13 protein-coding genes are annotated in these 14,181 nt (G+C 48.6%); all 13 read right to left on the bottom strand.

The window, feature by feature from the left end; genetic code table 11:
• Positions 1–17: 17 nt before the first annotated feature.
• On the bottom strand, positions 18–905 hold the full coding sequence (locus PHS46_03610) for a glycosyltransferase family 2 protein (protein ID MDD3905603.1): 888 nt from the start codon (positions 903–905) through the stop codon (positions 18–20).
• A gap of 38 nt (positions 906–943) precedes the next feature.
• Positions 944–1,885, bottom strand: coding sequence for a methionyl-tRNA formyltransferase (gene fmt, locus PHS46_03605; GenBank protein ID MDD3905602.1), 942 nt, complete (start codon positions 1,883–1,885; stop codon positions 944–946).
• A 792-nt stretch (positions 1,886–2,677) separates the two neighbouring features.
• Positions 2,678–4,681, bottom strand: a complete 2,004-nt coding sequence (gene priA / locus PHS46_03600) for a primosomal protein N' (protein MDD3905601.1) — start codon at positions 4,679–4,681, stop codon at positions 2,678–2,680.
• Positions 4,682–4,689: 8 nt separating this feature from the next.
• Positions 4,690–5,340, bottom strand: a complete 651-nt coding sequence (locus PHS46_03595) for a uracil-DNA glycosylase (GenBank protein MDD3905600.1) — start codon at positions 5,338–5,340, stop codon at positions 4,690–4,692.
• On the bottom strand, positions 5,331–6,455 hold the full coding sequence (locus tag PHS46_03590; protein MDD3905599.1) for a glycosyltransferase: 1,125 nt from the start codon (positions 6,453–6,455) through the stop codon (positions 5,331–5,333). The genes PHS46_03595 and PHS46_03590 overlap by 10 nt, the downstream gene beginning before the upstream one ends.
• Positions 6,456–6,473: 18 nt before the next feature.
• The gene (locus PHS46_03585; protein MDD3905598.1) at positions 6,474–7,514 is read right to left on the bottom strand and encodes a GDP-mannose 4,6-dehydratase; all 1,041 of its coding nucleotides are present in this window, start codon (positions 7,512–7,514) and stop codon (positions 6,474–6,476) included.
• The gene (locus PHS46_03580) at positions 7,511–8,077 is read right to left on the bottom strand and encodes an HAD family hydrolase (protein MDD3905597.1); all 567 of its coding nucleotides are present in this window, start codon (positions 8,075–8,077) and stop codon (positions 7,511–7,513) included. Before PHS46_03580 ends, PHS46_03585 begins: the two co-directional genes overlap by 4 nt.
• The gene (locus tag PHS46_03575) at positions 8,074–9,813 is read right to left on the bottom strand and encodes a glycosyltransferase family 39 protein (protein MDD3905596.1); all 1,740 of its coding nucleotides are present in this window, start codon (positions 9,811–9,813) and stop codon (positions 8,074–8,076) included. The genes PHS46_03580 and PHS46_03575 overlap by 4 nt, the downstream gene beginning before the upstream one ends.
• On the bottom strand, positions 9,791–11,194 hold the full coding sequence (locus PHS46_03570) for a hypothetical protein (protein ID MDD3905595.1): 1,404 nt from the start codon (positions 11,192–11,194) through the stop codon (positions 9,791–9,793). The genes PHS46_03575 and PHS46_03570 overlap by 23 nt, the downstream gene beginning before the upstream one ends.
• Positions 11,194–11,598, bottom strand: coding sequence for a hypothetical protein (locus PHS46_03565; protein ID MDD3905594.1), 405 nt, complete (start codon positions 11,596–11,598; stop codon positions 11,194–11,196). The genes PHS46_03570 and PHS46_03565 overlap by 1 nt, the downstream gene beginning before the upstream one ends.
• Complete coding sequence (locus tag PHS46_03560) at positions 11,598–12,296, bottom strand: glycosyltransferase family 2 protein (protein MDD3905593.1); 699 nt, start codon at positions 12,294–12,296, stop codon at positions 11,598–11,600. The genes PHS46_03565 and PHS46_03560 overlap by 1 nt, the downstream gene beginning before the upstream one ends.
• On the bottom strand, positions 12,289–13,347 hold the full coding sequence (locus PHS46_03555; GenBank protein MDD3905592.1) for a glycosyltransferase family 2 protein: 1,059 nt from the start codon (positions 13,345–13,347) through the stop codon (positions 12,289–12,291). The genes PHS46_03560 and PHS46_03555 overlap by 8 nt, the downstream gene beginning before the upstream one ends.
• Positions 13,328–14,095: a glycosyltransferase family 2 protein gene (locus PHS46_03550; GenBank protein MDD3905591.1), complete on the bottom strand. Its 768-nt coding sequence runs from the start codon at positions 14,093–14,095 to the stop codon at positions 13,328–13,330. Before PHS46_03550 ends, PHS46_03555 begins: the two co-directional genes overlap by 20 nt.
• Positions 14,096–14,181: the final 86 nt, after the last annotated feature.

Genomic DNA, 14,181 nt, shown 5'->3' with positions numbered 1-14,181 from the left:
AGAATTTTACTCTGTTTTTAGTTTTGGCGGGCACGCGCTCTGATAATTTTCCAGTACAAATTCAGGTCGACGGGTTTTATCCGCAACGCTTTCGTAAACCAACCCGTGGCGTCGTTCCATCTCTTCAATATCAAACAATCTTTACCCATGCCTTTATAAAATTGGAAAAGATATTGTTTATCCTTACTCATCGACGGAAAATGTTTCGTGTAAAATAGTTTTTTGCCTTCATGCCAGATAAGGGTGTCGCGACTAAGCTGGCCGCTATCCCCCGTATATTTATCGATTAACGGCATATTCAGGAAATATGCGTCCGTTTTTTGCGCGATCCTCACAAAGTAGTCGCAATCTTCCCACACCTTCATGCTTTCATCAAAAAATCCAATTTCACTGACCGTGCCCGCCCTGAGCATCCAACTGCTCGGAGGCGCTACCATAACCGCCCCGGGAAACTTATCGGAGGTCCTTTCTCTGGCTCCATACACAACATGCGAGACATCATGCCCGGAAATAAATAATCTGCTATCTCCGCCGGTAATTATATTGGCATTGGTGCATACCATTCCTATATTTTTATTTTCATCAAGGATTTTTAATTGCGCTTCGAGCTTGCCGGGAGCCCAGATATCGTCGGAATCCAGGAAAGCGATATATTCGCCTTTCGCGATCCTGATACCGTCATTACGCGCGGCGGAAACCCCTCCATTCTCGGAGCGGCCTATATATTTTATTCTTTTGTCCGGCATATTTCTTATGACATCCGGCGTATTATCCGAAGAATTATCGTCAATTATAATAATTTCGATATCATTACGATTTTGTTCAATCACACTTTTCATAGCCCGGGGTAATGCACCGGCCCTGTTATAAGTCGGAACAATAACAGATACTTTAACTTTTTCCATTATTCCTTTTAAAAAACCCGGTTCTTTATATGGATTTATTATTTACCGAATGTATACCCGCGGGCGATCCTGTGGCCGCGCACGAATGCGGTGGAGGTCATATCCTTCTTACCCTCGAGCTGTAGATATTGCATGACGATATCCCCTGAGCCCGTACGGACAACGACACCCGCATCGTCGGAGATATTCACGACCTCGCCCGGTTTTGCGGCCTCCGCACCCGAAGAAACAGGCGCGGCTTTCAGGACTTTCAGTATCTTTCCGTTATAATAGGTGTACGCGCCGGGCCACGGCAGAAGGCCGCGGATCTTGTTATGAATCTTCGCGGCCGGTTCATTCCAGTCGATGGCGCCGTCCTCTTTCTTCAGTTTCGGCGCATATGTAGCCGTAGCGTCGTCCTGTTTTTCAAAAGCGACCGCCTTTCCGCTCGCGAGGGCGTCGACTAATTCCATGAGGACGGAGGCGCCTATTTCCGAGAGCCTTTCGTGCAGAGTTATATTTGTGTCTTCCGAACCGATCGGCGTTTTGCGCTTCAATATTATATCGCCTTCGTCCATCTTATCGTTCATACGGATAATCGTAACGCCGCTCGTCTTATCGCCGTTTATTATCGCGTGATTGGTAGGTGAAGCGCCGCGATACGCGGGCAAAAGCGAACCGTGCACATTGACGGCATACAGCCTGGGGATCGCGAGTATGTCCTGCCGCAGTATCTGGCCGAATGATATGACGACGAAGAGATCCGCGCCGAGCTTCCTCAGATAGTCAACTGCCTCCGTAGATGAGGCATTGACGGGTTGAAACACGGGCAGATCGTTCGCCGCGGCCAACGCCTTCATGGGCGATGGCGATACCTTGAGATTCCGTCCGCGCGGCCGGTCGGGTTGTGTTACGACGGCCAGTACCTTATGACTGGATGCCACGAGCGCCCGAAGCGCCGGTATCGCGAACTCTGATGTGCCGAAAAATATGATGTTCATTCGTAGCTCCGCTTTCTTCTTTCCAACTCCTGGGTGAGGGGACTACGCTTCGCGCCGACCGCTCCATTTTTCCCAGCGTGAAAAATGTCGCTCGAGAAAAATCGCTCGCTCTCCCTCGCATATCTGCTAACCCTGGCTCGGGAACCATGCCCGCTCGCGATTTTTACGTCGCCGCGTAAGCGTAGTCCCCTCACCTATCCGGGCATTCTACGATTATACCTTATCTATTTCATTCCCACAGGTGTCTATGTTTCCACCCCGGGGTGGAAATAGGACGCTGGTGCTAATTTACTCTCGCTAATCGTCCAACCTCGCAGGTTATCTGAACGCTAACACCTGGCCAACCTGCGAGGTTATTCCGCCCGCGTTGCAATAACGCCCCCTGCCCGCCCCATCAGGAAATTTTTCGATTCCCGTCGAAGGGGCCCCGAGGGGTTGGTATGGAGCAGGGCGTAAAAATTGCGAGGCAGCGTACGAGCAATTTTTTTCGAGCGAAATTTTCACATGGCTGACAAATTTCGCGTCCCTGCGGAATACCAACCCCGAGAGGGAATGCCTCCCGGGAACGAAAAATTTTCCTCCCCATCCTTACCTGCCCGCCCTTCAATAAAATTTTTCGCTCAATCAGAAATGTGATGTGGCGATGTGGTTTGTGAGGGCCTTAAAAGTTCGAGGCAGCGTACGAGAACTTTTACGGAGCGCACTTTTTGCATGGCCAAAAATTGCGCGTCCCGAACAAACCACTCGATACAGCACATTCTGCCGCTACAGCGAAAAATTTTCCTCCTCATTCTACATCGACACCGGGTCGACGTCAACGGCGATGAGGACACCGTGCGGCCGACGGAAACCGGTGAGCGCTTTTTTGAGGAGCGCGCACATCACGAGCCGCTCTTTGTGCTTCAATATGATATTGTACCTGTAGTATCCACGCAGTCTGGTTATCGGCGCCGGTGACGGGCCGGAGATAAGCATCTCAGGGCCGGCCGTAGCTATCACGTTCTTCAATTCCTCAGCCGACTTTGCCGCCAGCGCGTCATTCCTCGCCCGGACGGTAACCTTTGTAAGGCTTATGAACGGCGGGAACATCAGCTCTTTACGCTCAATGATCTCTTCATCGTAAAACTTCTGATAATCATGCTTCGCCGCCGCGATTATAGCGTAGTGCTCCGGCGTATACGTCTGTATCACGACTTCCCCGCCGTCTTCTCCGCGGCCCGCCCTGCCGCCGACCTGCGTAAGCAGGTTAAACGTCCGCTCGCTCGCCCTGAAATCCGGGATATTCAGGCTCACATCCGCCGAAACGACACCTACTAAAGTCACATCCGGGAAGTCGAGCCCTTTGGCGATCATCTGCGTGCCGACGAGCAGGTTTATCTTCCCCGCTTTGAAATCACCGAGTATCCTGTCGTGCGAACCGCGTTTGGTGGTGGTATCCGAATCCATTCTCGCTATCTTCGCGTGCGGGAAACTGCGGCTTATCTCGCTCTCCACCTTCTCGGTACCGAGCCCCAGATATTTTATGTAATCGGATTTACAGCTGGGGCAGATATCCGGGGGATTAATCGTATAATTGCAATAATGGCATATGAGCTTCTTCGTCTCGTAATGATACACCATTACCGTGTCGCATCGTTTGCATTTAACCACGAACCCGCATTTCTTGCAGTTTATATATGTCGAAAATCCGCGCCTGTTTAAAAATATTATCGCCTGCTTACCGGCCGAAAGCATATTGGCAATTGCGTCGAGCAGGACTTTGGAAAATATCATTATTCTCCGGCGCGCGGCAAGTTCCATTCTCATATCGACTATCTTCGTCTTCGGCAGTAACCGCTCGTCGATCCTCTTTGTGAGCCGGACGAGCCTGTATTCGCCGGCCTTCGCCTTGTAAAACGATTCCAGGGACGGGGTGGCGCTACCCAGTATAAGCGGGCAGTTATTTATGCGGGCGCGTTCCACGGCGACATCGCGCGCGTGGTAACGCGGCACATCGTCCTGCTTATAGGAAGTCTCGTGCTCTTCGTCTATTATGATAAGTCCCAGGTTGCGGAATGGCGCGAATACCGCGGAACGCGCACCCACGACGATATTTGCCTTGCCGTCCTTTATCCTCTTCCACTCCAGGAACTTCTTCGCGGCCGTGAGACGCGAATGGATGACGGCGACGTGGCCGCCGAACCTCGAGGAAAAACGCTCGATCGTCTGAGGAGTAAGCGATATTTCCGGAACGAGCACTATCGTCTGCCGCCCCTCGCCAAGCACGTGCTCGATCGCCTGTAAATATACTTCGGTCTTGCCGCTCGCCGTTATACCATGCAGGAGGAAGACCCTGTGCTCATGTTTATCGATCGCTTCTATCACAGACTTTAACGCGTGCGACTGCTCTTCCATCAGGCTGTGCGGCCTCGAAGGGGCGTATTCCTCCGATGGAGACAAGGGCGCTTCTTTTATCCTCGAGCCGATCGATTCCTTACCCTTCTTTATCCCGGCGGGTATAACGGCCGCGATAGCTTCGCCCCATGAGCAGAAATAGTTCTCCTTTACCCATCGGGTAAGTTTGAGCATCTCCTCGCTCAATAGAGGCTCTTTATCGATAATGGAAATTATCGCCTTCACGTCCTTAACATCCGCGACATCGCATAACCCGACACAATAACCGACTGTCGCGCGATTCTGAAAAGGCACGAAGACGCGTTTTCCTACAGCTATGTCGTTCGACAATGCTTCAGGTATGGCGTAGTGGAACGTGCGGTCTACGGGAAGGGCTACTGCGATCTCGGCAAATTTCGGCATATTTCCTTTTAACGCAACTCTTTCAATATCTTCTTCATATCCTGCCAGACGAGTTTTTTATCGTCCGGATTTCTTAAAAGATAGGCGGGGTGGTACGTCGGCATTACTTTTATACCGTTATACTCCCGGAAGGCGCCCCTCAGGGCCGATATGGGCGTCTCCGTCTCAAGAAGAGTCTGGCTCGCGAATTTTCCGAGCGTACATATAACGCGTGGATTTATTATCTCCACCTGGCGCTTTACATTGTTTCGACAGGCGGCTATCTCCTCCGGAAGCGGCGGACGGTTTTGCGGAGGCCGGCACTTCAATATATTCGCGATGTACACATCCTCGCGCTTTAAGCCCATTGACTCGATTATTTTTGTCAAAAGCTGTCCGGCTCGTCCTACAAAAGGCAACCCCTGCTTGTCTTCTTCGGCGCCCGGCGCCTCGCCTACGAACATAAGCCGCGCTGTAGGATCGCCGGAACCGAACACGACATTGATTCTGGTGCGATGCAGTCCGCACTCGCGGCAAGCTAATACCTCTTTTTTAAGCTCGTTCAGCCCTTTCAAAGCTCCGGAGGAGGGCGCACAGCACTCCTCTATCCCGGATTCGCGCTCCAGTTCCAGATAAGACTTGATCGACGCTATTATATCGCCGGTGTCATTTATCCGCATATATCTATCGCCGCCTTAGCTATATCAAAGCAAGCCGCGGGCTTCTTTATGCCCCGTATCGCCTCTTTCATGGCCGCGACCCTGTCCGGATGCGCGATAAGGTACTCGACCACTTCTTTTAATTCCGAAGCCTTTGCTATCTTCACGGCCGCGCCGTGCTTTATAATGTATCCGCTGTTCCTGGTCTCCTGCCCCATTATCGGTGATATAACAATTATGGGAAGCTCCCGCGCCAGACTTTCGGAAACCGTTATACCGCCCGACTTCGATATCAGAAGGTCGGCTATGCCCATATATTCGTACACGTTATTTACATATCCGCACACTTTTATATTCGCCTTCATCGTTGCCTTCAATGCTTCCAGTTTCCCGACCAGCTCTTTATTGTGGCCGCAAACCGTTACGATCTGTAAAGGCTGGATATTACCGATCGCCTTTATTATATCCTCGATCGGGCCTACGCCAAACCCTCCGCCGATAACTAATATCGTAAACACGCCTTCTTTTAATCCCGCCTCGCGCAAGATCCGCGCGCGATCTACCGGTTTGGAAAATACCGGCTCTACCGGTATCCCGAGAACTTTTATCTTTTCAGGCGGAACGAACCATTTTAAAAGGTCATCGCGCGTATCCTGCCCGGCGACTACATACATATCGGTATGATCCGCCACCCACCAGGAATGCAGGCGATAATCTGTAACGACCGTAATAAGCCTGGAACGTATCTGGGCGCGCTTCTTCATATTCGACAGCACTTCACACGCGAAGAAATGCGTCGAGATTATTACGTCGGGGTCTTCCTTTTTAATATATGCGGCGAATTGCCGCGAATTAAACCAGTTATTGATACGGCGCACTTTGGCGACTAAAAGATTTACATAGAAATTATCGGTGAGATAATACATGAGCCCCCAGAAAAGAGGCAGTTTGTTTACCATTAAAAGGTACGACTCGAGATACGACCACTTGAAAAAAGCGTTGGTATGGTCAAGCGCGTCCTCTAATTTCACCTCTACGCCGTCGAGCTTCAATTCATCGAAAGCCGCCTTAACGGCAATGGCCGCCTTCTTATGGCCTATACCGGCTGTAGCGTAAAGTATCAGCACTTTTTTCATCGCCCCTCCCGCTCTTGGTTATTTAAATATCTCCATATTATCTCTTACCCAGTTTACCAGCATTTTAATTCCGTAAGCAGGCGCTATCTTAGGCTTCCAGTTCAGCTCTTTCGACACTTTCGTGATATCGGATATATAAACCTTCTGGTCCGACGGCCGCCAATCGCTGAAACTATAGACTGTCTTGATGCCGGTTTCTTTCTCTATCGCTTCTATGAGTTCCAGAAGCGAGGTCGTGTTCTCCGCGCCGCCGCCTATATTATATACGCCGTGGCGTTTATCGCTTTTAAAAAAATTGTCATACGCCGCGACGAGATCCTCGACGTAAAGTATATCCCTGACCTGTTTACCGTTACCGAATATCGTTACAGGCCTCTTCAGCAGATTGGATATTATGAAATGGGCTATCCACCCCTGGTCCTCAAAACCGAATTGTCTGATACCGTATATACAGCTCATCCTGAATACCGCCGTCTTCATTCCGTAAATATGCGCGTACTCCTGCACATATATGTCGCCGGTATATTTGCTCGCCCCGTAAGGCGTATGACCGGTAAGATCTATCGGCATATCCTCGGCTACCCCTAAGCTCCCGTCGAATACATAACGCTTTTCTTTCTCGGCAAGTTTTATGCGATCGACATTTTCGCCAAAAACTTTATTGGTGGAGCAATATACGACGCACGCATTCTTAGATTTCTGCCGCAGGCACTCCAGCACATTCAGCGTCCCATAGGCGTTGATGCTGAAATCCTCCATCGGTTCTTTCACGGATAACCCGACCCCCGGCTGTCCGGCGGTGTGTATACAAAGATCCACGCCTTTGCCGATAGCCGAAATTACGTCCCGCTCGTTTCTCACATCGCCTTTTATGCGTTTTATATTGCTGTATTTTTTCAGGTAATTCCAGTTGTATTCAACGCTCTTCTTGTCGTATTCGAATAGCTCCGAACGCATAAGATTATCGAGGACGGTCACCTGGTTGGCGCTATCCTTCGAGTATAACTCCGCCGCATGGCTCCCCACCATCCCGGCCCCGCCTGTTATAAGAATCCTCACGACACATCTCCTTCTTTCATTATATACTTTACCGCTTCCAGTAGATCTTTGACCACTATATCCGGTTTCGTTTCCCATCCCGCGATATCGTCACCCGATGTCTTGCCGCTCAATACGAGCACCGTCTTCATGCCCATCGCCTCCCCCGCCGCGACGTCCGTCCTGCCGTCGCCGATAAAGTAAGCGCCTCTGGCCTTTACTCCGAGCTCACGTTCGGCGCGCTCGAACATGCCGGTCTTAGGTTTACGGCAGGCGCAATTATCGCTATCCTGATGCGGACAATAATAGACTTTCTTTATCCTGCCGCCTGCCCTGGTTATCTCATCCAGCATTTTCGAGGTTATCCCGTCCAGCGCGGCCGACGAGAAATATTTTTTACTTATGCCGCCCTGATTCGAGATAACGATTATATCGTATCCCGCCACAGTAAGGGATTTAAGCGCATCCAGGGCGCCTGGCAAAAAATGAAAGTCTTCCCACGCGGTAACGTAGCTATACGTCGTCCAGCCGGCCGGATCCTTATTTATTACACCGTCCCTGTCTATAAATACCGTCTTTTTCATATCGCGCCGGGCTTTCTTATAAAAATATAATAATTTCCTATCGTATCCTTTATATAATATTTTTCCCGCACATATTTCTCTATTTCATCCGATATGCCGCCGCCGTGAGAAACACCCATCAGGTCCTTTTGCGCCAGGACAAGCTTCGTGTTCCCCGCGTCGAGATCCGAGATAACCCTGGCCTGATCGGATTTGCCAAACGCGTTCGGTATGAAGAATGTATAAAACGAAGCGCATCTCCTTTCGGAGAGGATATAAAAGGTCTCGCAAGCATGAAGGCAAAATATACTGTCGTTCTTCCCTGTATTATCCCGGATAGAGCGCGCTACATCCGAGACCACTTTACTTTCATCCGGAGTAGCCAGTATATGCTCAGCGTCAGGCGCCTCTACGCGAGCGGTCATGCCGATAAGCGGAGACGATGAGAATCTGAATGTCTCATTCATAAGATTAGCCGTCAACCCCACGCCACAGAGAAAAATCGCCGGCAGGGCAAAACAATATATGGCCGTAAATGTTTTATTTATGTTTTTAAACAGAAATTTCGCCGATCTTTCGAGCAGGTATCCGTAAAGAACGTACGCTATGGGCATCGTAGGTATCAGGTGCACATAGTCTCTCGCCGCAAACAACCCCGCCCATATATAAATAAGCGCGAATATCGCCAGGAAGAGCGCCATTTTTTCCCTGGCGTTCAATGCGCGGGGCTTCCGGAATATCAAATAACCCGACATGACAAAAATCAATATTATCGAAAGGGCGGGCAGGTTAAAAAAACCGTTAAAAGCCCCCTCCTTGATATGGTCCAGCGCATAATACCATCCGGATGAGCCTTTAAAAACATGATAAGCCGCGGCCACCAACGCGGCTATGAACGCCAGGGTTATCCCGTAAACCGCTTTCTTTTTTACAATCAACCGATACGCGAAAAAACCTATCAAAGCATAGAACCCGCCGATAAGAAACGACGCGGGAACTATATGAGGAAATGGGAAAAAATCCGCCCTCATCATCCCGGACTTATAACCATAACCAAAAACATAATAGATCATGCCCGGCAAAATACCTGTCGTATAAGCATGATTGATAACCGGGAATACGCCGATAAACGCGCCCGCGGCAAAATAGGCCGCGCCCGGAAATATCTTTTCTTTAGGATTAAGCATCTTCTCTAAGATAAAAAATCCGCATATAGCCGCGAACGCGGCGACGCCAAGGTTCTGTTTTGTAAAAAACAGGAAGCTCGATAGAAAACCCGAGAATATTATACACGGCTTACTCCCCGTCTCTATTGACCTGGTAAAGAGTAGCACCACCGAAAGCCCCAGAAGCAACCCCGTCCAGTTAAAGGAAGGATACGGTATGTGAGACACGCCCCAGAATATAAATAACAGTGACGGTATTATCGAAAAAATAACCGATGATATCCTGGATGAAACGAGAAATATAAGAAGCGTTATAAAAGCTCCCAATACGGCGGTGCTTATCCTGCCTACGATAAGCGCGTTACCGAATATTTTGAATATCAGCGCCTGCAGGAAATAAGCGATGGGCGGTGTATGCAGGAAAAAATCTTTATACAGTAACTCTCCGGAGAGCATCCTTATGCACCGGATATTAAAATAGCCCTCGTCCTGGAAGAGGATGCCGAACCTGCAAAAGAATAGAAAGTACGCCAGCGAGGCCAGGAATAAAGTTATGGCTATATTTTTCTTATTTATTATTAGTGAGCTCATTTGAGCATATCCCGTTTACGCGCATCGCGACATAGAACAACGCCAGCGGCAATACGTGAATCAACAGCCGGTTCAGGCTCGTACGTAAATGCCATGTGATACCTTGCGGCGTTATAAAAAATACAACCGCATATGAAAACAATATAAAAAATATAGGAACGATTATATACCTATTCTCCTCGGAAAAAAGTTTCCTGTATCCGGAAACGGCTAATAATAGAAACGCTATCCAGGACAGGTTCCAATATTTCACTCCGAATATCTGCCTCTGGTATTCATATAAAATCGCGAGCAGGCGCGTAAAGATAGTTGACGGGTCGTATTTCATAAGCACCTGCGCGTTAACCACGTCATTACCGACATTCATATATATTTTAAACAATGCCCAGGATATAAATAATACCGCCAGGATCAACACTGCGGATATCTGTCTTGAGTATGTAGCGAGTGAAAACTTCCGATCCCTCGTCTCATGGCAGGCGCGCATAACCAGTATCAGGATAAATCCAAAGAATGTTATCAATCCTTCATTTTTGGTCCACATCGCGAATATGCAGGAGAAGAACGCCGTCCAGAAATATGCCCATCCCATACCTTTTATCCATAGATAGAGCGCTAAGAATGTGATCGAGCCATAAATAGCCATCTGCATATCCGCATAACCGTTCGTCGCATAATTTGCAAAAAGCCCGGGCGAGGAGAGTAGTAAGGTAAAGATAAGCGCGAAGAGCCGGTTTGATATGACTTTATTCAGGAAAACATAGAATATTATAAGGAAGGCCGTAAAATTTATCGGGAACATCATTTTAACCAAATAATCATTGAATGTATTTATAAAAGTATAGAACCAGGCTTGCGCTATAGGCAGAAGAAGCGGATAGTCGGAATGAGCCCCATGAAATTTTGCCTCTATCATTGTAAAAAAATCGGGCGTGATCGAGCCTGTAAAATATATGACCTTTGCCTTCAGCGACCATATAGCTACCGCATCGTATGATTCGATAGGCCGTAATGATGCTATAAAGAAGATATAGCAAATGATCGCGGCCAACAGAAAAGCGATGATGGTTTCAAATCGGCTGAATTTATGAAAAATATTACTGCGCGCGCGGGTCTTAAAAAACCATTCTTTCAGGCGCGGCATATTGATAGCCGCGAAAAGAAGCCATGGCATGATTATATTTACTGTCGTGAATTTCACGCCTATCATGCCGAAGAAAAAAATCTCCAGCGATATGGCGCCAAGGCCGAAGAGATACGAAAAAGCCGCCGTTTCGAGAGACCCGAACACCCTGTCTTTATCATACGCGGCTATAATATTAAATCCCGCGAATGATGTCGCCAATACAAAACCGATAATCTGTAAAATATGTTCTGCCATCATATCCTCTTAAGAATGAACCTCGATTTATCAAGCTCTTTAAAAACAGCATACCCCTGCCGCGTATATCCCGGGTTATCGAAGACAAGTATATAATCGGCATCCTTCTCGTTAAGGTGCGGGTAGAGATAATATATTGTGCGGCGCCATTCTATCGTAAGGCCTTCGACTCCGCCGAGATCATAACTTGCGCCCTCCGGTAACGCGCTGTCGCAAAACTTCAAAAATTCATAGAGACGGTCATCATACGCATAAGATGCCCTGCCGGCGGCGTCACGCGATAGCAGAGTCCTGTACTCCTTAAAATACTTCTTCTTCGTGAGGTCTCTCGCGGTAAAATTGACCCACAGGACAACCCAGGCCAGAAAAAACACCAGGAATATCGTTTTTCTTTTTATCTTCATCAATCCGTGAACCTGAATTTTAACAGCGTCCAGAGCGCGCCAAAACCGTGCTTCCACGATATCTTCTTCCCTTCGGCATACGTTCTGCCGTAATAAGCTATCGGTACTTCATAGACTCTCAAGGATTTATCTTTCAATATCTTCGCGGTTATTTCCGGCTCTACGGAAAAATCGTTTGACCGTATCTTTATTTTATCTATCACGCTCTTCCGGAACATCTTGTAACAGGTCTCCATATCGGTAAGCGTGGAATTATACATAAAATTGGTTACGAACGATAGGAAATCATTACCCACCCTGTGCCAGAACATGTAAACCCTCTGCGGCCTGCCGCCTGATAGCCTCGAGCCGTATACCACATCAGCGGCGCCTAAAGCGATCGGCTTTATCATCTCTTTAAATTCTTCAGGATCGTACTCGAGATCGGCGTCCTGTATCACAACGATATCTTTCGTGGTATAGCCGAACCCGGTGCGTAGCGCGGCGCCTTTGCCCGAGTTTTTATCGTGGTAATATATCCTTACTCTGGGATCGAAATTTGCGCTCTTAAGAAGTTCGCGCGTTCCGTCTTTCGAGCAGTCATCGACTATTATAAGTTCTTTGACTATGTCGAGTTTAAGCACTTTGCCTATGATCTTCAAAACAAAGTCTTTCTCATTATACACGGGCATTACGACCGATAATTCCTCGTTATTCACTACGCCCTCCCTTCGCGATCGCTCCAACCATTTCAAAAAGTTCACCCGCATCCGGACTGACCGCAACCACCGACCCGTGTAACCTTTTCAAGCCCAGGAATATCTTAGCGAGCGGCCCATTGTCCGTAACTATAACCTCTATCTTTTTCTTTTTGCGTCTTTTAAAAACTGCCGCTATCGAACCAAGACCGAAGAACGCAGGGTCGACATCCACCCTTCTTATATTGATATGGTCCGGCCTCGCCGGCCAATCGGCGGTTCTCTTTAAAAAAAGATATACCTGATGTCCTTTGCCGGCTAAATCTTCCGCTATCCGGTTCACTTTTTCCGGAACGTTTTCGCCCCGTATAAAGTAACCCACCCTAACCGGCCTGGGCCAGCGGCTAAAAAATATCTTTTCGTTCTCGGCAAACATCCTGTCGTTATTTTTAAACTTCCTGAAGCTGACGTTTTCTTTATGGTGGACGTACGCCCCTTTAGCGCGAACGACCCGGAATCCGGCGGCCTGGGCCCTGAAAGAAAAATCGGTCTCTTCAAAATAACCGATATTGAATATCTCGTCGAAGAATCCTATTCTTTTTATCACTTCGCTCTTTATAAGCATGCAAAAACCGCGCGCCGCGTAAAGCTCCTGAACAGCGCCGGAGGCGCCGGAAGCGCCCGGCTCCTGCCCAAAGGTATTGCTCGACGGATTCACGATGCCGATATCCGGCCTGGATCCGGCCACACTGATCATTTCATCGAGCCAGCCGCTCGTAGCGACGGTATCGTTATTCATAAGGCACAGATACGGCGCGGACGACGAACGCAGGCCCTGGTTCGCCGCCTTTACGAAACCGAGGTTCGTGTCGTTCCTTATCAATTCCACATCAAGCCCGGCCCTGTTTTTGAGAGCGCGCAGATATCCGGCCGTCTCTTCGTCACTGCCGTTATCTATGATGATAAGCCGGTACGGATAACGCGTATGTTCGATTATCGATTCCACGCACTCGGCTGTTACGCCGGAGGCATTCCAGACCGGTATTATTATGTCACATCTTTTTGTCTGCATTCTCAAGCATCTCTTTATACTTTATATAACTCAAGAACTGATAAAGCCCGCCGGAATACGAAACGGTAAAACCGAGCAGGCCGTCTTTATAGCCTTTCTTCTGAACGTAGGCCTTCAGGAATCTGCTTAAAGCCTTGCGCCACATCTTCAGGAAATTGATCTTACGTTTCTCCTTGAACCATTTGCGCGCCTCGAGGGTAGTCTGGTTATTCAGGCTCTGGAAGAATTCGTGATAATCTTTGTAGGAATAATGAATTATGTCCTTCGTAAGCCTGCCGCAGGAGCCATCTATAAAAACGCGGGGGTGCACCTCCGCTTCTTCGTATTTGAAATGCTCCTTGTCGAAGAGCCGCACCTTCGGAGCCGGATACCAGCCGCCGTATCTTATCCAGCGCGCGCCGATAAAATTCTTTATCGGCATTGAATAAGCTTTGTCTTTCATTTCGGATTTGAATAGGCCCCTTAATTCAGCCTCAAGTTCCGGGCTTACGCGCTCGTCGGCGTCCAAGCTGAGCACCCATTTATTTTTCGCCAAAGAATAGGCGTAATTCCTGTGGCGGCCCTCGATATCCATCTTTCTGGACGAAACTTTATCCGTATACTGTTTCGCGATCTCCACCGTTTTGTCGGTACTATTATCGTCGAGCACCACAATCTCATCAGCCCAGGCAACACTCTTGAGGCAAGGCGCTATGTTGCTTTCCTCGTTCTTCGCTATAACGACTACTGAAACCGGTATCTTTTCCATACTCATGATAGTCCTTTGCTCGTCGTTGCGAGGAGCCAATTGCTGAACGTAAGGCGACGAAGCAATCTCGTTTTAGATTGCTTCGC

Source organism: Candidatus Omnitrophota bacterium, assembly GCA_028699255.1.
Taxonomy (GTDB): Bacteria; Omnitrophota; Gorgyraeia; order 2-01-FULL-45-10; family 2-01-FULL-45-10; genus FEN-1322.
Note: the sequence above shows the minus strand (reverse complement) of the source record. Positions and strands in the feature narration are given on the sequence as shown.

Bases quoted from the DNA above. Each gene is read 5' to 3' on its own strand.
- PHS46_03580 (MDD3905597.1), bottom strand. From the start codon at position 8,077: ATGAAAAAGACGGTATTTATAGACAGGGACGGTGTAATAAATAAGGAT.
- PHS46_03555 (MDD3905592.1), bottom strand. From the start codon at position 13,347: ATGCAGACAAAAAGATGTGACATAATAATACCGGTCTGGAATGCCTCC.
- PHS46_03565 (MDD3905594.1), bottom strand. From the start codon at position 11,598: ATGAAGATAAAAAGAAAAACGATATTCCTGGTGTTTTTTCTGGCCTGG.
- PHS46_03570 (MDD3905595.1), bottom strand. From the start codon at position 11,194: ATGGCAGAACATATTTTACAGATTATCGGTTTTGTATTGGCGACATCA.
- PHS46_03595 (MDD3905600.1), bottom strand. From the start codon at position 5,340: ATGCGGATAAATGACACCGGCGATATAATAGCGTCGATCAAGTCTTAT.
- fmt (MDD3905602.1), bottom strand. From the start codon at position 1,885: ATGAACATCATATTTTTCGGCACATCAGAGTTCGCGATACCGGCGCTT.
- PHS46_03590 (MDD3905599.1), bottom strand. From the start codon at position 6,455: ATGAAAAAAGTGCTGATACTTTACGCTACAGCCGGTATAGGCCATAAG.
- PHS46_03575 (MDD3905596.1), bottom strand. From the start codon at position 9,813: ATGAGCTCACTAATAATAAATAAGAAAAATATAGCCATAACTTTATTC.
- PHS46_03610 (MDD3905603.1), bottom strand. From the start codon at position 905: ATGGAAAAAGTTAAAGTATCTGTTATTGTTCCGACTTATAACAGGGCC.
- priA (MDD3905601.1), bottom strand. From the start codon at position 4,681: ATGCCGAAATTTGCCGAGATCGCAGTAGCCCTTCCCGTAGACCGCACG.
- PHS46_03550 (MDD3905591.1), bottom strand. From the start codon at position 14,095: ATGGAAAAGATACCGGTTTCAGTAGTCGTTATAGCGAAGAACGAGGAA.